At 67.3% G+C, this 24,025-nt stretch carries 26 protein-coding genes; 9 read left to right on the forward strand and 17 right to left on the reverse strand.

Annotated features, from left to right (window positions below; all coding sequences use genetic code 11):
- The first annotated feature begins 33 nt into the window (after positions 1–33).
- The 4 genes from DMO17_RS04125 (at position 34) to DMO17_RS04135 (ending at position 2,816) form a co-directional block, all read left to right on the forward strand.
- Positions 34–960 (forward strand): substrate-binding domain-containing protein, encoded by a 927-nt coding sequence (locus tag DMO17_RS04125; RefSeq protein ID WP_181418729.1) that lies wholly within the window; start codon positions 34–36, stop codon positions 958–960.
- Positions 961–1,043: 83 nt separating this feature from the next.
- Positions 1,044–1,565, forward strand: coding sequence for a substrate-binding periplasmic protein (locus DMO17_RS04130; RefSeq protein ID WP_258371257.1), 522 nt, complete (start codon positions 1,044–1,046; stop codon positions 1,563–1,565).
- 72 nt (positions 1,566–1,637) lie between these two features.
- Positions 1,638–1,784, forward strand: coding sequence for a hypothetical protein (locus DMO17_RS19815; RefSeq protein WP_258371258.1), 147 nt, complete (start codon positions 1,638–1,640; stop codon positions 1,782–1,784).
- 168 nt (positions 1,785–1,952) lie between these two features.
- Positions 1,953–2,816 carry an isocitrate lyase/PEP mutase family protein gene (locus DMO17_RS04135; RefSeq protein WP_110681045.1) on the forward strand — a complete coding sequence of 288 codons (864 nt, stop codon included), beginning with the start codon at positions 1,953–1,955 and terminating at the stop codon, positions 2,814–2,816.
- Here the strand turns inward: DMO17_RS04135 and DMO17_RS04140 are convergent.
- On the reverse strand, positions 2,806–3,543 hold the full coding sequence (locus tag DMO17_RS04140; protein ID WP_181418730.1) for a substrate-binding periplasmic protein: 738 nt from the start codon (positions 3,541–3,543) through the stop codon (positions 2,806–2,808). The two genes, DMO17_RS04135 and DMO17_RS04140, sit on opposite strands and share 11 nt — an antisense overlap.
- A 104-nt stretch (positions 3,544–3,647) precedes the next feature.
- Between DMO17_RS04140 and DMO17_RS04145 the strand changes: the two genes are divergently transcribed.
- Positions 3,648–3,914 carry a DksA/TraR family C4-type zinc finger protein gene (locus DMO17_RS04145; protein ID WP_110681047.1) on the forward strand — a complete coding sequence of 89 codons (267 nt, stop codon included), beginning with the start codon at positions 3,648–3,650 and terminating at the stop codon, positions 3,912–3,914.
- Here DMO17_RS04145 and DMO17_RS04150 read toward each other — a convergent pair whose 3' ends face one another.
- A complete protein-coding gene (locus DMO17_RS04150; RefSeq protein ID WP_110681048.1) occupies positions 3,915–4,382 on the reverse strand; it encodes a YMGG-like glycine zipper-containing protein in 468 nt (155 codons plus the stop codon). It abuts the gene before it with no gap.
- A 140-nt stretch (positions 4,383–4,522) separates the two neighbouring features.
- On the opposite strand from DMO17_RS04150, the gene DMO17_RS04155 reads away from it, so the two are divergent.
- On the forward strand, positions 4,523–5,383 hold the full coding sequence (locus DMO17_RS04155) for a DMT family transporter (protein ID WP_110681049.1): 861 nt from the start codon (positions 4,523–4,525) through the stop codon (positions 5,381–5,383).
- On the opposite strand, the gene ureC is transcribed toward DMO17_RS04155, so the two are convergent.
- The 6 genes from ureC to qhpR all read right to left on the reverse strand — a co-directional run bounded on the left by ureC (position 5,368) and on the right by qhpR (position 10,344).
- Positions 5,368–7,068: an urease subunit alpha gene (gene ureC / locus DMO17_RS04160; RefSeq protein ID WP_110681050.1), complete on the reverse strand. Its 1,701-nt coding sequence runs from the start codon at positions 7,066–7,068 to the stop codon at positions 5,368–5,370. The two genes, DMO17_RS04155 and ureC, sit on opposite strands and share 16 nt — an antisense overlap.
- Positions 7,069–7,216: 148 nt before the next feature.
- A complete protein-coding gene (locus DMO17_RS04165; protein WP_110681051.1) occupies positions 7,217–7,522 on the reverse strand; it encodes an urease subunit beta in 306 nt (101 codons plus the stop codon).
- Entirely contained in the window at positions 7,519–8,031 is a 513-nt protein-coding gene (locus tag DMO17_RS04170) for a GNAT family N-acetyltransferase (RefSeq protein WP_110681052.1), read from the reverse strand. The genes DMO17_RS04165 and DMO17_RS04170 overlap by 4 nt, the downstream gene beginning before the upstream one ends.
- Positions 8,032–8,100: 69 nt before the next feature.
- Positions 8,101–8,403: an urease subunit gamma gene (gene ureA, locus DMO17_RS04175; RefSeq protein WP_021701463.1), complete on the reverse strand. Its 303-nt coding sequence runs from the start codon at positions 8,401–8,403 to the stop codon at positions 8,101–8,103.
- Positions 8,403–9,239: an urease accessory protein UreD gene (locus tag DMO17_RS04180; RefSeq protein WP_110681053.1), complete on the reverse strand. Its 837-nt coding sequence runs from the start codon at positions 9,237–9,239 to the stop codon at positions 8,403–8,405. Before DMO17_RS04180 ends, ureA begins: the two co-directional genes overlap by 1 nt.
- Positions 9,240–9,294: 55 nt before the next feature.
- The gene (gene qhpR, locus DMO17_RS04185) at positions 9,295–10,344 is read right to left on the reverse strand and encodes an AraC-like transcriptional regulator QhpR (RefSeq protein ID WP_061903494.1); all 1,050 of its coding nucleotides are present in this window, start codon (positions 10,342–10,344) and stop codon (positions 9,295–9,297) included.
- 290 nt (positions 10,345–10,634) lie between these two features.
- On the opposite strand from qhpR, the gene eat reads away from it, so the two are divergent.
- From eat to eutC, 3 genes are all read left to right on the forward strand, one after another.
- Complete coding sequence (eat, locus tag DMO17_RS04190; protein WP_061903495.1) at positions 10,635–11,999, forward strand: ethanolamine permease; 1,365 nt, start codon at positions 10,635–10,637, stop codon at positions 11,997–11,999.
- A 49-nt stretch (positions 12,000–12,048) separates the two neighbouring features.
- Complete coding sequence (locus DMO17_RS04195) at positions 12,049–13,443, forward strand: ethanolamine ammonia-lyase subunit EutB (RefSeq protein WP_110681054.1); 1,395 nt, start codon at positions 12,049–12,051, stop codon at positions 13,441–13,443.
- Positions 13,444–13,520: 77 nt separating this feature from the next.
- On the forward strand, positions 13,521–14,345 hold the full coding sequence (gene eutC, locus DMO17_RS04200; RefSeq protein ID WP_110681055.1) for an ethanolamine ammonia-lyase subunit EutC: 825 nt from the start codon (positions 13,521–13,523) through the stop codon (positions 14,343–14,345).
- Between the two features lie 28 nt (positions 14,346–14,373).
- On the opposite strand, the gene DMO17_RS04205 is transcribed toward eutC, so the two are convergent.
- The 9 genes from DMO17_RS04205 to DMO17_RS04245 form a co-directional block, all read right to left on the reverse strand.
- Positions 14,374–14,793, reverse strand: coding sequence for a hypothetical protein (locus DMO17_RS04205; RefSeq protein WP_110681056.1), 420 nt, complete (start codon positions 14,791–14,793; stop codon positions 14,374–14,376).
- Between the two features lie 63 nt (positions 14,794–14,856).
- Positions 14,857–15,555 (reverse strand): urea ABC transporter ATP-binding subunit UrtE, encoded by a 699-nt coding sequence (gene urtE, locus DMO17_RS04210; RefSeq protein ID WP_110681057.1) that lies wholly within the window; start codon positions 15,553–15,555, stop codon positions 14,857–14,859.
- A 152-nt stretch (positions 15,556–15,707) separates the two neighbouring features.
- Positions 15,708–16,559 carry an urea ABC transporter ATP-binding protein UrtD gene (gene urtD, locus DMO17_RS04215; protein WP_110681058.1) on the reverse strand — a complete coding sequence of 284 codons (852 nt, stop codon included), beginning with the start codon at positions 16,557–16,559 and terminating at the stop codon, positions 15,708–15,710.
- Positions 16,556–17,662 (reverse strand): urea ABC transporter permease subunit UrtC, encoded by a 1,107-nt coding sequence (gene urtC, locus DMO17_RS04220; protein WP_110681059.1) that lies wholly within the window; start codon positions 17,660–17,662, stop codon positions 16,556–16,558. Before urtC ends, urtD begins: the two co-directional genes overlap by 4 nt.
- On the reverse strand, positions 17,662–19,233 hold the full coding sequence (gene urtB / locus DMO17_RS04225; RefSeq protein ID WP_110681060.1) for an urea ABC transporter permease subunit UrtB: 1,572 nt from the start codon (positions 19,231–19,233) through the stop codon (positions 17,662–17,664). Before urtB ends, urtC begins: the two co-directional genes overlap by 1 nt.
- Positions 19,234–19,409: 176 nt before the next feature.
- On the reverse strand, positions 19,410–20,675 hold the full coding sequence (urtA, locus tag DMO17_RS04230) for an urea ABC transporter substrate-binding protein (protein WP_110681061.1): 1,266 nt from the start codon (positions 20,673–20,675) through the stop codon (positions 19,410–19,412).
- Positions 20,676–20,689: 14 nt separating this feature from the next.
- Complete coding sequence (locus DMO17_RS04235) at positions 20,690–21,460, reverse strand: GntR family transcriptional regulator (protein ID WP_110681062.1); 771 nt, start codon at positions 21,458–21,460, stop codon at positions 20,690–20,692.
- A 4-nt stretch (positions 21,461–21,464) separates the two neighbouring features.
- The gene (atzF, locus tag DMO17_RS04240) at positions 21,465–23,258 is read right to left on the reverse strand and encodes an allophanate hydrolase (protein WP_110681063.1); all 1,794 of its coding nucleotides are present in this window, start codon (positions 23,256–23,258) and stop codon (positions 21,465–21,467) included.
- A gap of 166 nt (positions 23,259–23,424) precedes the next feature.
- The gene (locus tag DMO17_RS04245; RefSeq protein WP_110681064.1) at positions 23,425–24,021 is read right to left on the reverse strand and encodes a MarC family protein; all 597 of its coding nucleotides are present in this window, start codon (positions 24,019–24,021) and stop codon (positions 23,425–23,427) included.
- Positions 24,022–24,025: the final 4 nt, after the last annotated feature.

Below are 24,025 nucleotides of genomic sequence, written 5' to 3' on the forward strand. Positions count from 1 at the left end.
GACGGGCCTGCCATGTCGACCGGGAGTCATCTGATGCGTTTGCCCCTTTCGTCCTGTCTGGGCTTTGCCTTGCTCTGCTCGCTGGGCGTCGCGGCCCGTGCCGATTGCGTCAGCCTGGTGTCCGGCGCCGGTGGCGCGGCCTTCTGGCACGGTGTCGAGCAGGGCGCCCGGCAGGCAGCCCAGGAGACCGGGCTGCAGCTGTATTTTCGCGGGCCGAGCAAGGAAACCGATCCCCAGGCGCAATTGCGCATCGTCGAACGCATGCTCGCGCACGGCTGTCGCGCGCTGATAGTCGCGCCCAGCGGCGCGGCTGTCGCCGAACGCATGCGCCAGCTGAAGGACCAGGGCATCGCCGTGCTTTATATCGATCGTGACCTGGGCGGTGACGAGGTGATAGGCGCCGTGGTGACCGACAACCACCAGGCCGGTCTGCTGGCCGCTCGGCAGATGGCGCGGCTGCTGCGGGGGCGCAGTCGGGTCGGCGTGCTGCGTCCCGACTCCCAGGCCAGTTCGGTGGCCGAGCGCAGCGCCGGTTTCATTCAGGGGGCGCGCGAGGCCGGCCTGGACGTGGCGCTGGAGGCACGCCTGCCGGTGCACGACTACATGCCCAGCGCGGCCGATCTGCAAGTGCTGGAGACCCTGGACGGCCTCTTCACGGTCAACGAGCGCACCACCCAGAGTGCCCTGGCGGTACTGCGCCGCGCCGGGCGCAGCGGGCAGTTGGTGCATATAGGTTTCGATGCCGACCCTCTGCTGGTCGAGGCCCTGCGCCGTGGTGAGCTGGCCGCCCTGCTGCTGCAGCAGCCCTGGGAAATGGGCTATCGCAGCGTGTGGGCGGCCCACCAGTATTTGCGTGGCGCCAGGCCCGGCCCGCGCCACGAGCCGCTGGCGGCGCTCTACGTGGATGCTCAGCGTCTGGACGACCCCGCCATTCGCCACCTGCTGCCCCTGGCGGACTAGCCGGCCAAGCCGACGAACAGCGCTCCCGCTGGCGGCGCGCGAGCGCTGCTGGACTAGGCTGAAGCCATGGGAGGGCGGTGCGGATGCGTGCATCGGTGCGGGTCTGGATATTCTGCTGCGTTCTGTGGCCGCTGCTGGCGGTGGCCGAGCTGCGCCTGCTGACCGAGCAGGCCCCGCCCACCAGCTTCCTGCGCGATGGCCAGCCCGACGGCTACTCGGTGGAAGTGGTGCGCGAACTGCTCCGGCGCACCGGCAGCCAGGCCAGTATCGAGCTGCTGCCCTGGACCCGCGCCTACTCCCTGGCCAAGAGCGAGGCCGATACCGGCCTGTTCGCGGTGGTGCGCACCACCGAGCGCGAGGCGCTGTTCCAGTGGGTCGGGCCGATCCTGCAGGGGGCGACGCGCTTCTACTCGCTGAAGAGCAGCAACTTGCGCATCGACAGCCTGGAGGACGCGGCCCGCGCCGGCACCCTGGCCCTGCCCAAACAGTGGTACAGCTACGAGACCCTGCAGCGCATGGGCTTCACCAACCTGTACGGCGTGCCCAGCTCCCGGCAGATGGTGACCATGCTCAAGCACGGCCGGGTCAAGCTGATCGCCACCTAGGACCTGACCCTGCGCGAGGAGCTGGCCACTGGCGGGCTGACCCCGGAAGAGGTGCAGGGGCACCTGGCCTTCATGCAATCCGACTACTACATCGCCTTCTCGCCGCAGACCGCGCCAGCGTTGGTCGAGCGCTGGCGGCGCGAGCTCGATGGCATGCGCCGCGACGGCAGCCTGGAGGCCATCCTGCGCCGCTGGTTACCCTCGGCCAGGTTGCATTGAGCGGCAGGGACAGCGAGGTGCGCGGGTGAAAATGTTGCGGCGCCATCCGTCGCTGAAAGCGGAGTGCAAGGCGGATGGGTGTATATGTAGTTTTACTACATGACGAGTTTTGTAGTTTTGCTACATAATTCGCCGGGATAACCGAGAACGACCTGCAGAATGCCTTCCATGCCAATAGCCTCACACCATGATCTCCGCGCCCAGTTCCGTGCGCTTCTGGCCTCGGATGCCTGCTACCACACGGCATCGGTGTTCGACCCGATGTCCGCCCGGATTGCCGCCGACCTCGGATTCGAGGTCGGTATCCTGGGCGGTTCTGTAGCTTCACTACAAGTTCTGGCCGCGCCGGACTTCGCCCTGATCAGCCTCAGCGAGTTCGTCGAGCAGGCCACCCGCATCGGCCGGGTGGCACGCCTGCCGGTGATCGCCGACGCCGACCACGGCTACGGCAACGCGCTCAACGTGATGCGCACGGTGGTCGAGCTGGAGCGCGCCGGCATCGCCGCGCTGACCCTCGAGGACACCTTGCTGCCGGCCCAGTTCGGTCGCAAGTCCACCGACCTGATCGGCATCGACGAAGGCGTCGGCAAGATCCGCGCGGCACTGGAAGCGCGGGTCGACCCGGACCTGGCGATCATCGCCCGTACCCACGCCGGGGTACTCGAGGTCGACGAGGTGATCCGCCGTACCGTCGCCTATCAGGAGGCCGGCGCTGACGCGATCTGCATGGTCGGGGTGGGCGACTTCGAGCACCTGGAGGCGATCGCGCAGCACCTCAGCGTGCCGCTGATGCTGGTCAGCTATGGCAACCCCTCGCTGCGCGACGACGCACGCCTGGCCAGCCTCGGCGTGCGCATCGTGGTGGACGGCCACGCCGCCTACTTCGCCGCGATCAAGGCCACCTACGACTGCCTGCGCGAGCAGCGCGGCATCCCCGCCAGCGATCACAACGCCACCGAGCTGACGCACAAGTACACCCAGCCCGAGGACTACATCGTCTGGGCCCGCGAGTACATGAACGTCAAGGAGTAGCGATCTCCTGCTCGATCAGGCGCTGCAGCGAGCCGTCCCGGCGCATGTCCTTCAGGGCCTGGTCGAAGCGCTGCAGCAGCGCGCCCTGGCCGGCCTGCTTGGCGAATACCAGGTAGGTGGGGTTGATGCTCAGCGGCCGCGGCAGGGCGACCAGTTGCTCCAGCCCCGGCAGGGCCAGCAGGCGCTGGCCGGCCAGCTCGATGGCGATCACCGCGTCCAGCCGGCCGGAGGCCAGCTTGCGCAGGTTGGCTTCGTCCGCGCTGCCTTCCTGGGTCTCGATCTGCCCGGTGCGTGCGGCCTGATCGAACTCCTCCGTGTAGCTCCAGCCGCGAATCACCCCGACGCGCTTACCGTGCAGGTCCGCGATGCCGCGGAAGTCGAAGGCTCGCTCGCGTTGCACGTAGAGCAGCAGGCGCTCCTCGAAGATCGGCGCGGAGTAGTCGAACACCCTGAGCCGCTCGGCGTTCTTGTAGATGCCGCCAATGCCCAGTTCACCGGCGGCGCCCCTGAGCAGGGCGCGCTTCCAGGGCATGGCCTGGATCGCCAGCGGTTCGCCGAGGCGGGCGAACACCGCCTGCAGCAGGAGCGGGTAGAGCCCCCGGGGCTGGCCATCCTGCTGGTACATGAAGGGGGGATTGGCGTTGTCGATGGCGATCAGCGTCTGCGCCCTGGCGGACAGGACGCTGCAACTGAGCAGGAGAATCGCCAGCAGGCGTAGGCAAGGCATCGATGGGCTTCCGCGGCTGTTGCCGCAAGCATAGCCAGCGGTGCTTGCATTGCCGACAGGCTGGGCGCATATCTGGAAGCGAGAGCTCATTGCCGGAGGTACCCATGGCCGGAGGCTGGACCAACGACGGCGCGGTGCAGGAACAGATCGACAGCAGCATCGAGGACGCCATCGCTCGCGCGCGCAGCCAGCTGCCGCGTGGCGAGAGCCTGAGCCACTGCGCGGAATGCGATGCCCCCATCCCCGAGGCGCGCCGCCAGGCGGTGCCTGGCGTGCGCCTGTGCGTGAACTGCCAGACGGCCCACGACCAGGAGCAGGCGGCGTTCAGCGGCTACAACCGGCGTGGCAGCAAGGACAGCCAGCTGCGCTGATCAGGGGCTGAGCGAGTAGCCGCGGGCGCTCATGCAGTTGATATAGACCTGGCTGGAGCCGCTCTGCGCGGCCTGCTCGCTGCGCCTGTCCGCGCGCCGCTCGCGGCGCTGGCGCGAACCGCCGACCACCACGCCGGCGGCGGCTGCCTCGCGCGCCTGGTTCTGCCGGTATTGCTGCTTCACATCGTCGTCGATGCGGTCGTAGACCTCGTCGTGGCGCTGGCCGCGCACCTCGGCGGCGGCCGCCCCCGCCGCTGCACCCACCGCGGCGCCGCGCAGGCGCTCGCCACCGCGGGACGAGTCCGACGACGAGGAGGTGCTGCCGGCGGCCTGGCTCTGGCAGGCGGCGATATCGTTCTGGATCTGCTGCTGGGTCTGGCCGTTGAGCGGGATCAGCGTCTCGGCGCCGGCCATGGTGGTTGCCAGCAAGGAGCAGGCGAGCAGGGTGAGGTGGGGTGACCTGGACATGGCGATCTCCTTGAGCGCAACGGTTCAATCACTCTAGTTGCGGATGCGGGCATCGGCGGCGCAGCGGACGGCTGGTGCTGGTCGCGATTGACGTGCTTTGGCAGAATTGTTAGCCACCTTATTATTAGGCTGTTCTCAACTTGCACGAGCATTCCCGCCCCGGCCTGGGTATCGCGCTGATCCTCGCGGCCGGCCTGCTGCTGTCCAGCCAGGATGCCCTGGCCAAGACCCTGACCCTTTCCTATCCGCTGTTGCTGGTGGTGTGCCTGCGCTACTTGGCGCAGAGCCTGCTCATGCTGCTGGTGTTCGCCCCGCGTATGGGCCTGGACCTGGTGCGTACCCGCCGCCCGCTGCTGCAGCTGGCGCGGGGGCTGAGCCTGGTGGGCGTAACCCTGCTGTTCTACGGTGGCCTGCGCTATATCCCGCTGGGCGAAGCGACGGCGGTGATCTTCCTGGCGCCGCTGGTGGTGGTGGCGCTCTCGGTGCTGTGGCTGAAGGAGCGGGTCAGCCGCGGCGTGTGGCTGGCGGTGGGCGGCGGCCTGCTCGGCGTGCTGCTGATCGTGCGTCCCGGCGGCGAGCTGTTCACGCCGGCCAGCCTGTTGCCGCTGGGAGCGGCGTTCTGCTTCGGCCTGTACCAGCTGCTGACCCGCCGGCTCAGCGCGAGCGATCACCCGGCCACCAGCAATTTCATCACTGCGCTGGTCGGCACCCTGGGAGCCGGCCTGTTGTTGCCCTGGACCTGGCAGCTGCCGCAGTGGCACGACCTGCTGCTGATGGCCGCGCTCGGGGCGCTGGCGATGAGTGGCCACATGCTGCTCACGCATGCCTACCGCTACGGCAGCGCCGCCAGCCTGGCCCCTTTCACCTATGGACAGATCCTGATCGCCACCCTGATCGGCGCCCTGGTGTTCGACCACCTGCCGGATGCCTGGGCCGTGCTCGGCATGGCGGTGATCATGCTCAGCGGCGCCGCGCTGGTCTGGAGTCAGAACAGGAAGTAGCGCTGCGCCATTGGCAGTACCTCGGCCGGTTCGCACCAGAGCAGCTGGCCGTCGGCCTTGACCTGGTAGTTCTGCGGATCGACCTCGATGCTCGGCAGGTAGCCGTTGTGGATCAGGTCGGTCTTCTGCACCTCGCGGCAGCCCCTGACCACACCAATCTTCTTCTTCAGCCCCAGCTGCTCGGGCACGCCGGCGTCGAAGGCCGCCTGGCTGATAAAGGTAATGCTGGTGGCATGGCGGCTGCCGGCGTAGCTGGCGAACATCGGCCGGTAGTGCACTGGCTGCGGCGTGGGGATGGAGGCGTTGGCGTCGCCCATCAGGCTGGCGGCGATCGCCCCGCCCTTGAGGATCAGCGTCGGCTTCACGCCGAAGAAGGCCGGGCGCCAGAGCACCAGGTCGGCCCACTTGCCCACTTCCACCGAGCCCACCTCGTGGCTGATACCGTGGGTGATCGCCGGGTTGATGGTGTATTTGGCGATGTAGCGCTTGGCGCGGAAGTTGTCGTTGCCCGGCGCGTCCTCGGCCAGCGGGCCGCGCTGCTGCTTCATCTTGTCGGCGGTCTGCCAGGTGCGGGTGATCACCTCGCCGACGCGGCCCATGGCCTGGCTGTCGGAGCTGATCATGGAGAAGGCGCCGAGGTCATGCAGGATATCCTCGGCGGCGATGGTCTCGCGGCGGATGCGGCTTTCGGCAAAGGCCACGTCCTCGGCGATGCTCGGGTCGAGGTGGTGGCAGACCATCAGCATGTCCAGGTGTTCGTCGATGGTGTTGCGGGTGAACGGCCGGGTCGGGTTGGTCGAGCTGGGCAGCACATTCGGGAATCCACAGGCCTTGATGATGTCCGGCGCATGGCCGCCGCCGGCGCCTTCGGTGTGGTAGGTGTGGATGGTGCGGCCCTTGAACGCGCCCAGTGTGGTCTCGACGAAGCCGGACTCGTTCAGTGTGTCGGTGTGTATCGCCACCTGCACGTCGTATTCATCGGCGACCGATAGGCAGTTGTCGATGGCCGCTGGGGTGGTGCCCCAGTCCTCGTGCAGCTTGAGGCCGATGGCGCCTGCTTTCACCTGCTCGATCAAGGGCTCTGGCAGCGAGGCATTGCCCTTGCCGGTGAAGCCCAGGTTCATCGGGAAGGCGTCGGCGGCCTGCAGCATTCGCGCCATGTGCCAGGGCCCGGAGGTGCAGGTGGTGGCGTTGGTGCCGGTGGCCGGCCCGGTGCCGCCACCGATCATGGTGGTGACGCCGCTCATCAGCGCCTCTTCGATCTGCTGCGGGCAGATGAAGTGGATATGGGTGTCGATGCCGCCGGCGGTGAGGATCATGCCCTCGCCGGCGATTACCTCGGTACCGGCGCCAATGGCGATGGTCACGTCGGGCTGGATATCCGGGTTGCCGGCCTTGCCGATGGCGTGGATGCGCCCGTCCTTGAGGCCGACGTCGGCCTTGACGATGCCCCAGTGGTCGATGATCAGCGCGTTGGTGATCAGCGTATCGACCACGTCGGCGGCGCACAGCTGGCCCTGGCCCATGCCATCGCGGATCACCTTGCCGCCGCCGAACTTCACTTCCTCGCCGTAGCTGGTGAAGTCCTTCTCCACTTCGATCCACAGGTTGGTGTCGGCCAGGCGCACCTTGTCGCCGACGGTGGGGCCGAACATGTCGGCGTAGGCTTGGCGGCTGATCTTCATCACATGTTCCTTGTCGGTTGTCCGCTCTCGTGCAGCACAGGTGCTCGAACAGTTCCCTCTCCCATTGATGGGAGAGGGCCAGGGAGAGGGGCTTGGTCTGCTCGCCCTCTCCCCCGGCCCCTCTCCCGCAAGCAGGAGAGGGGAGGTATTACAGGTCGCCCATCACGCGGCCGGCGAAGCCGAACACCCGGCGTGCGCCGGCCAGTTCCACCAGCTCGACCTCGCGGCTCTGCCCCGGCTCGAAGCGCACCGCGGTGCCGGCCGGAATATTCAGGCGCATGCCCCGCGCGCTGGCGCGGTCGAAGGCGAGGGCGTCGTTGGTCTCGAAGAAGTGGTAGTGCGAGCCGACCTGGATCGGCCGGTCGCCGCTGTTGGCCACGCTTAGCCTGAGGGTGCGACGGCCGGCGTTGAGTTCGATCTCGCCGTCCTGGATTTGGTATTCGCCGGGGATCATGGTGCGCTGCGCTCCGGGGTAAGGATCAGTTGCATGAAGGTCAGGTCCAGCCAACGCCCGAACTTGCGACCCACCTGGGGCATCTGCCCGGTGATGGCGAAGCCGAGGCGCTGGTGCAGGCCGATCGAGGCGGCGTTTCCACTCTCGATGGCGGCAACCATCACGTGCTTGTCGCAGGCCTTGGCGCGCTCGATCAACGCGGCCAGCAGCAGCGGGCCGAGGCCTTTGCCGCGCTGGTCGGCGCGGATGTATACCGAATGCTCGACCGTGTGGCAGAAGCCGTCGAACGGGCGCCAATCGCCGAACGAGGCGTAGCCGACCACCTCGCCTGTCGGGCTCTCGGCTACCAGGATCGGGTAGCCCTGCTGGGCGCGGGCGGCGAACCAGGCCTGGCGGTTGGCCAGGTCGACCACGTTGTCCATCCAGATCGCGGTGGTGTTTAGCACCGCGTCGTTGAAGATGTCGCGCAGGGCCGGCAGGTCGGTTTCGGTGGCGTCGCGAATAATCATCTTGGTTCCTCGTGTAGGGCGGGTGAAACCCGCGAACGGGGCGCGCGGGTTGCACCCGCCCTACGGTATCTACGCAATCGGCTGGTGGACGGTTACAAGCTTGGTGCCGTCGGGGAAGGTGGCTTCGATCTGGATCTCCGGAATCATCTCCGGCACGCCTTCCATCACCTGCTCGCGGCTCAGCAGGGTGGTGCCGTAGTGCATCAGCTCGGCCACCGTGCGGCCGTCGCGGGCGCCTTCCAGCAGGGCGGCGGAGATCAGCGCCATGGCCTCCGGGTAGTTGAGCTTGAGGCCGCGGGCCAGGCGCCGCTCGGCCACCAGGCCGGCGGTGAAGATCAGCAGCTTGTCCTTCTCGCGGGGCGAAAGATCCATCAGGTACTCCAGATTCGCGGGGGCACGGCCGCGCGGCCGAGCAGGGCAGGGCGCAACAGGCGCCAGAGTTCGATCAGCCAGGCGCGCGCGTGCAGCGCCTCGCCGGCCAGGCAGCGGGCCACCAGCAGGCCCGGCAATTGGGTCAGGTCGCCGCGTACCGGACCGCCCAGTTCGCGGCAGCGCTCCAGCAGCTCGGCATCGATCTCGCCGCTGGCCAGCAGGGTGGCGAACACCGGGTGGCCGTCCAGGCCGATGGGTGAGTCGAGCAGGCCGTCGCCACCGACCACGCGCTGGCGCTCATGCCACAGCCGCTGGCCATCGCGACGGATATCCAGCGCGGCCTGAAAATGCCCGGCTTCGAAGCGCTCGCCGGCGGCGGGGCGGCCGAGGGCGACCATGTCCCAGTAGAACAGGCGGGCGTCGCCTTCCAGCTCGATGCGGGTGCTCAGCTCGGCCTGGGCGCCGGCGTAGACGATGGTTTCCTGCGGCAGCCATTCCAGGGTGGCTCCGGATCGCACGCGCAGCGTCACGCACTGGCGCGCGCTGCCAGCGGCGCGGTACCACTTGGCCGCGCCGGGGCTGGTGAGCTGGGTCCAGGCCCGCTCGCCGACGTCCACGGCGATATCCAGGCTGTCGCCGCCGGCAATGCCGCCGGGCGGGTGCACGATGATGTGCTGGCACACCTCGGGGCCTTCGGCGTGCAGGTGTTTCTGCACCCGCAGCGGGCCCAGATGGCGGCGCAGCACCGGGCGCGTCCAGTCCTGCTGGCGGGCGTAGGCCAATTCCAGTTCGGCGTGCCAGGCGGGGGTGAACAGGGCAGGTTGGGCAACCGTCATTCAGGGGCATCCAGCCGAATTGGGTGAGGCGGCAGTGTAGCGTGGCGGCATGGGCTCAGGCCGTGCTCATCTGCAGCCATTGCCGCGGGCTGGCGTCGAACCAGCGGCGGAAGGCGCGGGAGAAGGCGCTGGTCTCGGAGTAGCCGAGCAGCGGCGCCAGCTCGCTGACCGGCAGTCGCCGGCGCAGGTAGTGCAGGGCCAGCTCGCGGCGCACCTGGTCGATCAGCGCGGAAAAACTCAGGTTCTGTTCGCGCAGGCGCCGTTGCAGGGCGGCCGGGGTCAGGCCGAGGCCGGCGGCGACCCGTTCCAGCGAGGGTTCGCCCAGCGGCAGGGCGTCGCGTACCAGGCCGCGGGCCTGGTCGACCAGGCACTGGGGCGATTGCTGGCCGCCAAGGCGGACGATGGCGTCCTGCACCAGCATCAGCAGCACCGGGTCGCGCTCGGGCATCAGCTTGCCGGCAATGTCGCGCTTGGGAATCAGCAGGGCATTGCACGGCTGGTCGAACAGCACGGGGGCGTCGAATACCGTCTGGTGCTCGCGCCAGCCCTCCGGCCTGGCATGTTCGAACAGCACGGCGCGCGGTGCCCAGTCCGGCCCCAGCGCATGACGCACCAGGTTCAGGGCCATGCCCATGGTCAGCTCGGCATCCTGGCGGCGATCGAGGATGGCCGGGTGATGCACCTGGTAGTCGAAGCGGTAGCACTCGCCGATGTCCACCAGGCGGATCAGGGTGTCGTGCTGGTGGTAGGGAAAGGCGCGGGCGAAATTCTGCAGGGCCTGCTCCAGGCTGTGCGAACAGAGCCCGACATAGCCGAGCAGGCCGAGGGCGCGCGGCAGGAACTGCTGGCCGTAGCGCAGACCGAAGTTGTCGCAGCCGGACTGGCTGGCCGCCTCCTCCAGCACCTTGCAGTAGTTGTTCAGGCTGAGGCTGAGGGTCGGGTGCAGCAGCAGGTCCGGGTCGATGCCGGCGATGCCGAACACCCGGTCCACATCGCCGCCCTGCTGGGCGATGAACGCGTCCAGGCCGCAGGCAGCCGCCGACAGCACGCCGAGGTTGCTCGGCGAGTCGGCGCTGGCCAGTGGGTGGGCGAAGTTCAGGGACATGGGCGACCTGCCACGACAGTGTTGCCAGATATTTAGCAATAGTCGTGCCCCGTCCCCGGGGCACGCGGGCATAAGTCTCGGCGTGCTCGCTCAGGCGATGTTTGCATCGCCTTGGGGCGGCGCTGCACTGCTATGCACCGACATGGCGCAAAGGCCCGTGGCAGAAGGCTTTGCGCCCTCCTGAGCGACTTGACTCTGCAGCTGTGCGCGGACTTTGCAAGGTCAAGTCTCGGCCGGGGCAGGCTGGATATCCTCGCCTGGCGTTCGACGCCCACATCGAGGAACTGGCAATGACAACAACGACACTCAAACCGACGCTCGGCACCCTGCACCTCTGGGGCATCGCCGTGGGTCTGGTGATTTCCGGGGAGTATTTCGGCTGGAGCTATGGCTGGGGCGTGGCAGGCACGCTCGGCTTTCTGGTCACCACGCTGATGGTGGCGGCGATGTACAGCTGCTTCATCTTCAGTTTCACCGAACTGACCACCGCCATCCCGCACGCCGGTGGGCCCTTCGCCTACAGCCGCCGCGCCTTCGGCCCCGCCGGCGGAATGATCGCCGGCATGGCCACCCTGATCGAATTCGTCTTCGCCCCGCCGGCCATCGCCATGGCCATTGGCGCCTACCTCAACGTGCAGTTCCCCGGGCTCGATCCGAAGCTGGCGGCGGTAGGGGCGTACATCATTTTCATGACCCTCAATATCCTCGGTGTCAGCATCGCCGCCACCTTCGAGCTGGTGGTCACCGTGCTGGCGGTGGTCGAGCTGCTGGTGTTCATGGGCGTGGTGGCGCCGGGCTTCAGCTTCAGCAACTTCGTGATCGATGGCTGGGCCGGCAGCAACGTGTTCGGCTTGCCGGCAATTGCCGGGATCTTCGCCGCCATCCCGTTCGCCATCTGGTTCTTCCTCGCCATCGAGGGCGCGGCCATGGCCGCCGAGGAAGCCAAGGACCCGAAACGCACCATCCCGCGTGCCTATGTCGGCGGCATCCTGACCCTGGTTTTCCTGGCCCTGGGCGTGATGGTGATGGCCGGTGGCGTGGGCGACTGGAAAGCCCTGTCCGGCATCAACGATCCGCTGCCGCAGGCGATGAAGGCGGTGGTCGGTGAGAACTCCGGCTGGCTGCACATGCTGGTGTGGATCGGCCTGTTCGGCCTGGTCGCCAGCTTCCACGGCATCATCCTCGGCTACTCCCGGCAGTTCTTCGCCCTGGCTCGCGCCGGCTACCTGCCGCCGGCCCTGGCCAAGCTGTCGCGCTTCCACACCCCGCACCGCGCCATCATCGCCGGCGGCCTGGTGGGCATCGGCGCGATCTTCAGCGACGGCCTGATCAACCTGCAGGGCATGAGCCTGACCGCGGCGATGATCACCATGAGCGTGTTCGGCGCCATCGTCATGTACATCATGAGCATGCTCAGCCTGTTCCGGCTGCGTAAGACCGAGCCGAACCTGGAGCGCACCTTCAAGGCCCCGGGTTATCCGCTGGTGCCGGGCATTGCCCTGGGCCTGGCGCTGGTGTGCCTGGCGGCGATGATCTGGTTCAACGGCACCATCGCGCTGCTGTTCCTCGGTCTGATGAGCATCGGCATGGTCTACTTCCTGCTGACCGGCGCCCAGCGCGACGCCGTGCCGGCCGACGCCCTGCTGCAACCCTAAGCGCGATGCGCCCGCCGGCAACGGCGGGCTTTTGTTTCAGGAGAGAACGATGGCCAGTTTCAGCCATACCGTCGGCCACCAGACCTGGCGCTTCGACAGCCTGCGCGAGGTCATGGCCAAGGCCGGGCCGGCGCGCTCCGGTGACTACCTGGCCGGCGTGGCCGCCAGCAGCGATGCCGAGCGCGTCGCCGCGCAGATGGCGTTGGCCAATATCCCGTTGCGGCACTTCCTCGACGAGGCACTGATTCCCTACGAAGACGACGAGATCACCCGGTTGATCATCGACAGCCACGACGCGGCGGCCTTCGCCCCGGTCGCCCACCTCACCGTCGGCGGTTTCCGCGACTGGTTGCTCGGCGAGCACGCCGACGAGGCCAGCCTGCGCGCCCTGGCGCCGGGGCTGACGCCGGAAATGGCGGCGGCGGTGTCGAAGATCATGCGCGTGCAGGACCTGATCCTGGTGGCGCAGAAGATTCGCGTGGTCACCCGTTTTCGCAACACCATGGGCCTGCGCGGACGCATGTCGACGCGCCTGCAGCCCAACCATCCGACCGACGATCCGTCCGGCATCGCCGCCAGCATTCTCGACGGCCTGCTCTACGGCAACGGCGACGCCATGTTCGGCATCAACCCGGCCACCGATAGCCTGGGCGCGCTGACCGACCTGCTGAAGATGCTCGATGCGATCATCCAGCGTTACGAGATTCCTACCCAGGCCTGCGTGCTGACCCACGTCACCAGCTCCATCGCCGCCATCGAGCGCGGCGCGCCGGTGGACTTGGTGTTCCAGTCCATCGCCGGCACCGAGGCGGCCAACGCCGGCTTCGGCATCACCCTGCAGGTGCTGCAGGAGGGTTACGAGGCCGGGCTGTCGCAGCAGCGCGGCACCCTGGGCGACAACCTGATGTATTTCGAGACCGGCCAGGGTAGCGCGCTGTCGGCCAACGCCCACCACGGCGTCGACCAGCAGACCTGCGAGGTGCGCGCCTATGCGGTGGCACGCCACTACAAGCCGTTCCTGGTCAATACCGTGGTCGGCTTTATCGGTCCGGAGTACCTGTACAACGGCAAGCAGATCATCCGCGCCGGGCTGGAAGACCACTTCTGCGGCAAGCTGCTGGGCGTGCCGATGGGTTGCGACATCTGCTACACCAACCACGCCGAGGCGGACCAGGACGACATGGACACCCTGCTGACCCTGCTCGGCACGGCCGGCATCAACTTCATCATGGGCATCCCCGGCTCCGACGACGTGATGCTCAACTACCAGACCACCTCGTTCCACGACGCGCTCTACGCGCGCCAGGTGCTTGGCCTCAAGCCCGCGCCGGAGTTCGAGGCGTGGCTGGAACGCATGGAAATCCTCTCCCAGCGCGACGGCCAGGTACGCCTCGGCGGCGGCTTGCCGCCGGCCTTCCGCCAGGCACTGGCGCAACTGGGCTAGAACAGCTCGCGGGTTGCACCCGCCCTACACGTCATAGGGCGGGTGCAACCTGCGGGAGCGACACAAGGAAACAAGCGGTGAAAGACGACAAGCCACTGAGCGGTGCCATCGACAACCCCTGGCAGGAACTGCGCCGCCTGACTCCGGCGCGCATTGCTTTGGGACGTGCCGGTACCAGCCTGCCCACGGCGGCGCAGCTGGATTTCCAGTTCGCCCATGCCCAGGCGCGCGACGCCGTGCACCTGCCGTTGCATGCCGAGGCGCTGGCCGAGGGCCTGGTCAGCCAGGGGCTGCCGGTGCTGCAGCTGCATAGCGCGGCCAGCGACCGGCATACCTACCTGCAGCGCCCGGACCTGGGGCGACGCCTGGACGCTGCTTCGGCGCAGCGCCTGCGCGACCACCGCGCCGAGCACCCGCAGGGCTACGACCTGGCCATTGTCATCGCCGATGGCCTGTCGGCTTTGGCCATCGAGCGACATGCCGCGCCTTTCCTCGCCCGCCTGCGCGAGCAGATGAGCGGCGATGGCTGGTCGCTGGCGCCACTTTGCATGGTGCGCCAGGGGCGGGTGGCGGTGGCCGACGAGGTGGCCGAGCTGCTCGGCGCGAAGATGGTGGTGATCCTGATCGGCGAGCGTCCGGGGCTGAGCTCGCCGGACAGTCTCGGCCTGTATTTCACCTACGCGCCCAGGGTCGGCCTGACCGACGCCTTCCGCAACTGCATCTCCAACGTGCGCCTGGAGGGCATGAGCTACGGTGTGGCCGCACACAAGCTGCTGTACCTGATGCGCGAGGCCTGCCGGCGCAAGCTGTCCGGGGTAAGCCTCAAAGACGAGGCCGAGCTGCCAGGCCTGGAAGGTGAGCAGCCGGCGCGGCTGAATTTTCTGGTGGATTCGTTGCAGTAGCGCGCGGGGGAAACGCAGTACGAGGTTTCTACCCGGCGGCCCGCTCGGCGCGCTTGTGCAGCCAGGCGGCGATGCTGGAGTACAGGCTCAATACCAGCAGGGCGGCGCACACCAGCAGCCACCACTGCAGGTGCAGGCCATAGTGCGGCGGCGAATGCAGCACGCCGGTTAGCCAGAACAGCGCCAGTGGTATTGCCAGCAGGGTGGCGCACCAGGCTCGGCCCCAGGAGCGGCGATACGACCGGGGCCGCAGCACGGCCAGCAGCAAGCCGCACTCGGCCAGCACGATGACGCAGAACAGCAGCACCCACTGCACCGGGTAGGCCGGTTCCATGTCCTCGGGCATGGAGCGACGTGCCCAATAGTCCGGCAGGCTGCCGCCATAGATGACCATTGCGCAACCCAACAGGGCGCAGAGGGGCAGCAGCAGGTGGCGCAGTGTGATCATCGATGCCAGCATCCAGCGGGAAGAGGCGCTGATTATGCTCAGAGGACGAGTCGGGCGTTTCCTTCAGATCGCCACCAACCCGCGCACGCCATCGGCCTCCATGGTCTCGCCACGGCCCTGCTGGACGATCTCGCCGCGGCTCATCACCAGGTACTGGTCGGCCAGCTCGGCGGCGAAGTCGTAGAACTGCTCGACCAGCAGGATGGCCATATCGCCGCGCTCGGCGAGTTTTCTGATGACCACGCCGATCTCCTTGATCACCGAGGGCTGGATACCTTCGGTGGGTTCGTCGAGGATCAGCAGGCGCGGCTGGCTGGCCAGCGCGCGGCCGATGGCCAGCTGTTGCTGCTGGCCGCCGGAGAGGTCGCCGCCACGGCGCTGCTTCATCTCGCGCAGCACCGGGAACAGCTCGTAGATGAACTCGGGGACGGTCTTGGCCTCGCTGGCGCCGAAACGCGACAGGCCCATCAGCAGGTTTTCCTCGACCGTAAGCCTGGGGAAGATTTCCCTGCCCTGCGGCACATAGGCGATGCCGGCGTGTACGCGTTGGTGCGGCTTGTGGCCGTTGATGGTCTGGCCTTCCCAGTTGATGCTGCCTTCCTTGGCCGGGATCAGGCCCATCAGGCATTTCAGCAGGGTGGTCTTGCCTACGCCGTTACGCCCGAGCAGGCAGGTGACTTCGCCGATCTTCGCCTCGAAGCTCAGGCCGCGCAGGATATGGCTGCCGCCGTAGTACTGGTGGAGTTGTTGGACTTCTAGCATGTGCTCGCCTCTTGAGTCCTACTTGTCTGCTTCCCTCTCCCCCGCCCCTCTCCCGCCGGCGGGAGAGGGGAGCAAGCGCGCAGTGCCGGACCTTGGCTCCGCGCAAGTTCCCTCTCCCATTTATGGGAGAGGGTTAGGGAGAGGGTGGTTGTTCAGCGACCGAGGTAGACCTCGATCACCCGTTCATTGGCCTGCACTTCTTCCAGTGAGCCCTCGGCCAGCACGCTGCCCTGGTGCAGCACGGTGACGTGGTCGGCGATGGTGCCGACGAAGCCCATATCGTGCTCGACCACCATCAGCGAGTGCTTGCGTGCCAGTGACTTGAACAGCTCGGCGGTGAACTCGGTTTCGGCGTCGGTCATGCCGGCCACCGGCTCATCGAGCAGCAGCAGTTGCGGGTCCTGGACCAGCAGCATGCCGATTTCCAGGAACTGCTTCTGGCCGTGCGACAGCAGCCCGGCCGGGTGATGCCGCGAGCCCTCAAGGCGGATGGTGCTGAGCACTTCCTCGATACGGTCTTTCTGCGCGCCGGAGAGGCGGGCGCGCAGGCTGGCCCATACCGACTTGTCGGTCTTCAGCGCCAGTTCCAGATTCTCGAACACGCTGAGCGCCTCGAACACCGTGGGTTTCTGGAACTTGCGGCCGATGCCGGCCTGGGCGATCTCGACCTCGCTCATCTGGGTCAGGTCCAGCGTCTCGCCGAAGTAGGCGTGGCCGTTGTCCGGGCGGGTCTTGCCGGTGATCACGTCCATCATGGTGGTCTTGCCGGCGCCGTTGGGGCCGATGATGCAGCGCAGTTCGCCGACGCCGATGTACAGGTTGAGGTCGGTGATGGCGCGGAAGCCGTCGAAGCTGACGTTGATGCCTTCCAGGGTGAGGATGGTGCCGTGGCGCACATCCAGGCCCTTGGCCGCGGCGCTGCCGAGGCCGACCGCATCGCGGCCACTGCCGGCCGGGTCGAAGGCGGGTTCGAGCATGAATTCGGGTACCGGAGCGGCTCTCATTGGTCCTTCTCCTTGCGCAGCAGTCCTATGACCCCTTTGGGCAGGAACAGGGTGATGACGATAAACAGCGCGCCCAGGGCGAACAGCCAGTACTCGGGGAAGGCCACGGTGAACCAGCTCTTCATGCCGTTGACCAGGCCGGCGCCGAGCAGCGGGCCGATAAGGGTGCCGCGGCCGCCGAGGGCGACCCAGATGGCGGCCTCGATGGAGTTGGTCGGCGACATCTCGCTGGGGTTGATGATGCCCACCTGCGGCACGTACAGCGCGCCGGCCAGGCCGCACAGCACGGCGGAGAGCACCCAGATAAAAAGCTTGTAGCCGCGCGGGTCATAGCCGCAGAACATCAGGCGGTTCTCCGCGTCGCGTAGGGCGGTGAGCACCCGGCCGAACTTGCTGCGCGCCAGGGCGAAGCCCAGCGCCAGGCTGCCGACCAGCAGCAGCACGGTGCAGAAGAACAGGAAGGCGCGGGTGCCCGGCGCGGTGATATCGAAGCCCAGAATCGTCCTGAAATTGGTGAAGCCGTTATTGCCGCCAAACCCCGTTTCATTACGGAAGAACAGCAGCATGCCGGCGAAGGTCAGTGCCTGGGTCATGATCGAGAAATACACGCCCTTGATCCGCGAGCGGAAGGCGAAGAAGCCGAACACCAGGGCCAGCAGGCCGGGCGCCAGCACCACCAGGCACAGGGCCCAGAGGAAGTTGCTGGTGCCGTACCAGTACCAGGGCAGCTCGCTCCAGGCGAGGAAGCTCATAAAGGCGGGCAAGCCATCCCCCGCGCTTTGACGCATCAGGTACATGCCCATGGCATAGCCGCCGAGGGCGAAGAACAGGCCGTGGCCCAGCGACAGCAGGCCGGCGTAGCCCCAGACCAGGTCCAGCGCCAACGCCACTATGGCGTAGCAGAGGATCTTGCCTACCAGGGTCAGGCCGTAGGCCGAGACGTGCAGGGCATGGTCCGCCGGTAGCAGATGCAGCAGCGGCATGGCCAGCAGCACAGCCAGTACCAGCAGGCCGACGGCGAGGGACGCCTGCGGTCCCAGTTGCGCCGTGGCGCGGGCCAGCAGGCTCTTGTTAACAGGCGTGGGATTGAGTGCTTGATTCATCAGTCGATCACCCGTCCTTTCAATGCGAACAACCCCTGCGGACGTTTCTGGATGAACAGAATGATCAGCGCGAGGATCAGGATCTTGCCGAGCACGGCGCCGATCTGCGGCTCCAGCAGCTTGTTGGCGATGCCTAAGCCGAAGGCGGCCATGACGCTGCCGGCCAGCTGGCCGACGCCGCCGAGCACCACCACCAGGAAGGAGTCGATGATGTAGCTCTGGCCCAGGTCCGGGCCGACGTTGCCGATCTGCGACAGGGCCACGCCACCAAGGCCGGCAATCCCCGAGCCCAAGCCGAAGGCCAGCATGTCCACTCGCCCGGTCGGCACGCCGCAGCAGGCCGCCATATTGCGGTTCTGCGTCACGGCGCGGACGTTGAGGCCGAGGCGGGTCTTGTTCAGCAGCAGCCAGGTCAGCGCCACCACGAACAGGGCGAAGCCGATGATCACCAGGCGGCTGTAGGGCAGTACCAGGTTGGGCAGCACCTGCACGCCGCCGGACAGCCAGCCGGGGTTGGCGACCTCGACGTTCTGCGCGCCGAAGATCACTCGCACCGCCTGGATCAGGATCAGGCTGATGCCCCAGGTGGCCAGCAGGGTTTCCAGCGGGCGGCCGTAGAGGTGACGGATCACCGTGCGTTCCAGGGCCATGCCGATGGCTGCGGTGACGAAGAAGGCCACCGGCAGGGCGGCCAGCGGGTAGAGGGCGAGGTATTCCGGGGCCAGGCGCTGGAAGCCCAGCTGCACCATATAGGTGGTGTAGGCGCCGAGCATCAGCATCTCGCCGTGGGCCATATTGATCACGCCGAGCAGGCCGAAGGTGATGGCCAGACCCAGGGCGGCGAGCAGCAGGATCGAGCCGAGGCTCAGGCCACTGAAGGCCTGGCCAAGCAGCTCGCCAACCAGCAGGCGGCGCTTGACCTGGGCCAGGCTGGTTTCGGCGGCGGTGCGTACCGCTGCGTCGGTTTCCACGCCCTCGGCCAGCAGGCCTTCCAGGCGGGTGCGGGCCAGCGGATCGCCGCTCTCGCCGAGCAGGCGCACGGCGCTCAGGCGCACGGCTGGGTCGGGGTCGACCAGTTGCAGGTTGGCCAGGGCCAGGGCCAGGGCGGCGCGCACGCCGTCGTCCTGTTCGCCGGCGACACGGGCGTTGAGCAGTTCCAGCTGCGCCGGCTTGGCGCTCTTCTGCAGCTGCTGGGCGGCGGCCAGGCGCGTGGCCGGCTCCGTGGCGAGCAGTTGCTGGCTGGCCTGGGCGTTGGCCAGCAGGCCGCGCAGACGGTTGTTCAGGCGCAGCTTCTTCGGCGTGCCGTCGGCAGCTACCGCCGTTTCGGCGGCTTGCCAGCTGCCATCGACCTCATAGAAGGCGGTCTTGCTGGCATCGACGCCGACGCGGCCCTGCTGCAGGGCATCGAGCAGCGGCTGGCGGGCGGGATCGGGCTGTGCGGCCCAGCTCTCGAGGAGCTTGGCTTGCTTGGCCGGGTTGGCGGCGACAAAATCATTGGCGTCGCCGGCATGGCTGGTCAACGGCAGCAGCAGCGCCAGTGACAGCAGGATTCGGTAAAGGGCAGTGGGCATACGAAGGATCCTTGGGGTACGCCGGAATATTCCCTCTCCCATTGATTGGGGAGGGTTAGGGAGAAGGGGGGTGTCTGGCGAGCCCTCTCCCCCGGCCCCTCTCCCGCAAGCAGGAGAGGGGAGGCAGGCCGCAGCCCAGGGGCAATCCGGGAACGGCCTAGCGGACTACTTAGGGCTCAGTTGGACTTCACCGCGTAGTCCGGCTTCTTGTCGTTGCCGGGGATGAAGGGGCTCCACGGCTGCGCGCGCAGCGGGCCCTCGGTCTGCCAGACGATGGAGAACTGACCGTCTTCCTGGACTTCGCCGATCATCACCGGCTTGTGCAGGTGGTGGTTGGTCTTGTCCATGGTCAGGGTGTAGCCGCTCGGCGCGGCGAAGGTCTGGCCGGCCAGGGCTTCGCGCACCTTGTCCACCTCGGTGGTGCCGGCTTTTTCCACGGCCTGGGCCCACATGTTGATGCCGACGTAGGTGGCTTCCATGGGGTCGTTGGTCACCGCGGTCTGATAGTTCGGCAGGTTCTTGGCCTTGGCGTAGGCCTTCCACTTGTCGACGAACTCGGTGTTGACCGGGTTATCCACGGACTGGAAGTAGTTCCAGGCGGCCAGCTGGCCGACCAGCGGCTTGGTGTCGATGCCGCGCAGTTCTTCCTCGCCGACCGAGAAGGCCACCACCGGGATGTCGGTGGCTTCGATGCCCTGATTGGCCAGTTCCTTGTAGAACGGCACGTTGGAGTCGCCGTTGACGGTGGAGATCACCGCGGTCTTGCCGCCGGCGGAGAACTTCTTGATGTTGGCGACGATGGTTTGATAGTCGCTATGACCGAAGGGGGTGTAGACCTCTTCGATGTCCTTGTCGGCCACGCCCTTGCTGTGCAGGAAGGCGCGCAGGATCTTGTTGGTGGTGCGCGGGTAGACGTAGTCGGTACCCAGCAGGAAGAAGCGCTTGGCCTCGCCGCCGTCCTCGCTCATCAGGTATTCAACCGCCGGGATGGCCTGCTGGTTTGGCGCCGCGCCGGTGTAGAACACGTTCGGCGACATCTCCTCGCCCTCGTACTGCACCGGATAGAACAGTAGGCCGTTGAGTTCCTCGAACACCGGCAGCACGGACTTGCGCGATACCGAGGTCCAGCAGCCGAAGACCACGTCGACCTTGTCCTGGGTCAGCAGCTGGCGCGCCTTCTCGGCGAACAGCGGCCAGTTGGAGGCCGGGTCGACCACCACCGGTTCGAGTTGCTTGCCGTTCACACCGCCCTTCGCGTTGATCTCGTCGATGGTCATCAACGCCATGTCTTTCAGCGAAGTTTCGGAGATGGCCATGGTGCCGGACAGCGAGTGGAGGATGCCGACCTTGATGGTCTCGGCGGCCTGCACGGTCCAGGTCATGCCCATGGCGGCGATGGAAGCGGAAAGGGTGAAGGCCTTGATCAGGCTGCGACGTTGCATAGTGCGATCTCCATTCACGAACTTGAGTGTTGAACTGCTGGGTTGTTGTTATCTGTTGTGGCAGTGGAACCAAGGTCATCGCGTCCCCCCCGCGCCGCCGGCGCCTTCTGTCGGGCGCTGTGCAGCATGTGCAGGGTGATCTTGCGCACTTCCGCCTTGCTCTCTTCGATATGGGTCCTGAGCAATAGCTGTGCCTCTTCGCAACGGCGCGCGAGGATCGCGCCAAGAATTCGTCCGTGTTCGTCGTAGGTGGCGGTAATCCGTGGCCGCTGGGTGAAGTCCAGGCGCCTTAGAATGCGGATCTGCTCGGTGACTTCCTGGTGCACGCGGGCCATCTCGCGATTGCCGCCGGCCTGGACCAGCAGGCAGTGGAACTGCTCGTCGAGCAGGGAAACCGCCTTGCCGTCGTGCAGGCGCTGCTCGGGTTGCACCAGCCAGGTGCGACCGAGCTGCTGCAGGGCGGGACCCGGCTCGACTTCGGGGCGCTGGCACAGGCGGCGCACCGCCTCCAGTTCCAGCACGATGCGCAGGTCATAGAGTTCCTCGAAGCGCGCGAAGTCCAGCGGGCTGACCTGCCAGCCGCTGCGAAACTGCACCTGTACCTGGCCCTCGCGCTGCAGGCGGTACAGCGCCTGGCGCACCGGCGTGCGGCTGGCGGCCATGCGCGCGGCCACCTCGCCCTCGCTGAAGCGATCGCCCGGCAGCAGGCGGAACTCGAAGATGTCCTCCTTCAGCTGCCGGTAGATGGCATCGGCCAGGCTCGGCGGTGCGCCGCGTCGGGGCATGGACTCAGCCCTGCTGGCTGGCGATGAAGGCGCGCCAGCCGCCGAAGCCGGTGATGTCACGCGCGCCCTCCAGCGCATAGGGTTCGCAGATGAAGCCCTTGACCCAGCGCCCGTCGGCCAGCTGCAGGTTGCCGATGCCCAGCGGCGGCGGGATCTCGGCGACGAATTCGCCGAAGCGCGCCTGCGGCACGTCCCACAGCTCGACGATGATCTGCGCGCCATCCTCGGCAACCCGCGCCAGGCCCGGCTTGGGCGGCACGGTGCCGGGCAGGGCGTAGAGGCGGTAATGGGCAGAACTGGTGGTCTGCTCGACCAGCACCGCGTCGCGGCTGGTGAGCTGGAAGTTCAGCGGCATGCCAGTGAGGTGCGCGCCGACCACGGCTACCCGCACGCTGCCCGGTGCCTGGGCTGGCGTGCCCTGGGGGGAAAGTGCGCGGCCGGTGGCGCCCAACGGCAGGGCGAGGAAGTCTTGCCAGCGCCGGCCGAGGGCGGCCAGCGCCTGGTCGTGCCAGGCCGGGGCGAGCAGGGTGATGCCGGCCGGCAAGCCGTCGGCGCGCAAGCCCGCGGGCACGGCCAGGGCGCAGAGGTCGGCGAGGTTGGTGAAGTTGGTGTAGGTGCCGAACTGGCTGTTGAACAGCACCGGTTCGGCCTGCATCTCGGCCAGGGTGCGAATGGTCGGCGAGGTCGGCACCACCAGGGCGTCGAAGTCGGCCAGGGCCTCGTTGATCCTGCGGCTCAGCTCGGCGCGGATGTACTCGGCCTTGTAGGCGTCGCAGGCGCTGTATTTCTCGCCGCCCGCCACTATGCCGCGTACCACCGGGTTGATATGCGCGGGGTCGACGCCCTCGACCGCCACCGTGCGTTCGGCGACCCAGGACCCGTAATAAAGCTGTTCGGCCAGTTCGCGGAAGGGCGCGAAGTCGATCGCCACCAGCTCGGCGCCCAGCTCACGCAGCTGGCCCAGGGCCTGCTCGAACACGGCCTGGTTTTGCACGTCGCCGAAGAACTCAGGGGCGGTCGGTACGGCCAGACGCGGCCGGGCCGGCATGCCGACCTTGGCGCTGTTGGGGTTTTCCCTACTGTAGGGATCGGCGGTATCGAAGCCGCCGGCGATGTTGGCCACGGCCTGGGCATCGGCCACGGTCAGGGCGAACACCGAGATGCAGTCCAGGGTACGGCAGGCCGGTACCAGACCGCGGGTCGACAGCCAGCCCTTAGTCGGCTTGAGCCCGACGATATTGTTGAAGCCGGCCGGCACGCGGCCGGAGCCGGCGGTGTCGGTACCCAGGGCGAAGGGCACCAGGCCGCGCGCCACCACACTGGCCGAGCCGGAGCTGGAGCCGCCGCTGACGTAATCCGGATCGAAGCTGTTGGGCACCGCGCCATAGGGCGAGCGGGTGCCGACCAGGCCGGTGGCGAACTGGTCGAGGTTGGTCTTGCCGATGACGATGGCGCCGGCGGCGCGCAGGCGGGCGACTACGCAGGCGTCGGCCGCGGCGGTGTAGGCGAACTCGGGGCAGGCGGCGGTGGTTGGCCAGCCGGCGACGTCGATATTGTCCTTGATGGCGAAGGGCACGCCGTACAGCGGCAGCTTGGCCAGGTCGCCGGCGGCGGCCAGACGCTCGGCCAGCTGCTCGAGCTGGGCCTGCAGCTGCTGCGCAGAGGCCAGGCTGATCCAGGCGGGATCGCTGTCGCTCAGTTCGGCCAGCAGCTCGGCCAGCACGGCCGGTTGCAGGTGCTGGTTGCGATAGGCCTGTTGCCAGTCGGTCAGGGTCCAGCCGCGGGTGCTGTGCGACATTGCTGCGGATTCCTTCTTGTATCCAAGTTGGTATCCGCAAAGCAGAAGCTATGCCAGTCTGTTAACTGACTGATTTATATGATTTTTATCGTGGTTGATGGCGCGCATGGGAGTCGCGGTTGCCCTCTTTGGGGGCCGCGCGCCCGGCGCTGGTGCGTGCGGGCGCTCAGGGGGCCAGGTAGCCCTTGACCCCGGTGAAGATGATCTGCGCGGCCAGGGCGCAGACGAACAGGCCCATCAGCCGGCTGAGGATCTGCAGGCCCTGCTGGCCGAGCAGGCGCTCGACCTTGTCGGACAGATAGAGCACCAGGCCTACCGTGACGCTGGCAATGGCGATGGCGGCGATGGCGATCAGCTTGTCGTCCCATTCCGGCTGGCTGATGCCCATCACCAGCAGCGCACCGATGGTGCCGGGGCCCACGGTGAGCGGGATGGTCAGCGGCACTATGGTGACGTCCTGGTTGACGTTGTCGGCCTGCACTGCCGACTTGCCCTGGGCCATGCCCAGCGCCGAGATGAACAGCACCGAGCCGGCGCCGATGCGGAAGGCATCGGCGGTGATGCCGAAGATCTCGAAGATGGTCTGGCCGAACAGGTACAGCAGCACGCTGGAGATCAGGGTGCCCAGCGCCACCTTCCAGGCCAGCCGCTTGCGCTCCCTGGTGCTGTAGCCCGGCGTCAGGCCGATGAAGCAGGACAGCACGAAGAACGGGCTGTAGAGAACCAGCATCTTCAGGTAAATGGTGAACAGCAAGGACAGCATGGGG

This window comes from Aquipseudomonas alcaligenes, assembly GCF_003205495.1.
Classification (GTDB): domain Bacteria; phylum Pseudomonadota; class Gammaproteobacteria; order Pseudomonadales; family Pseudomonadaceae; genus Aquipseudomonas; species Aquipseudomonas alcaligenes_B.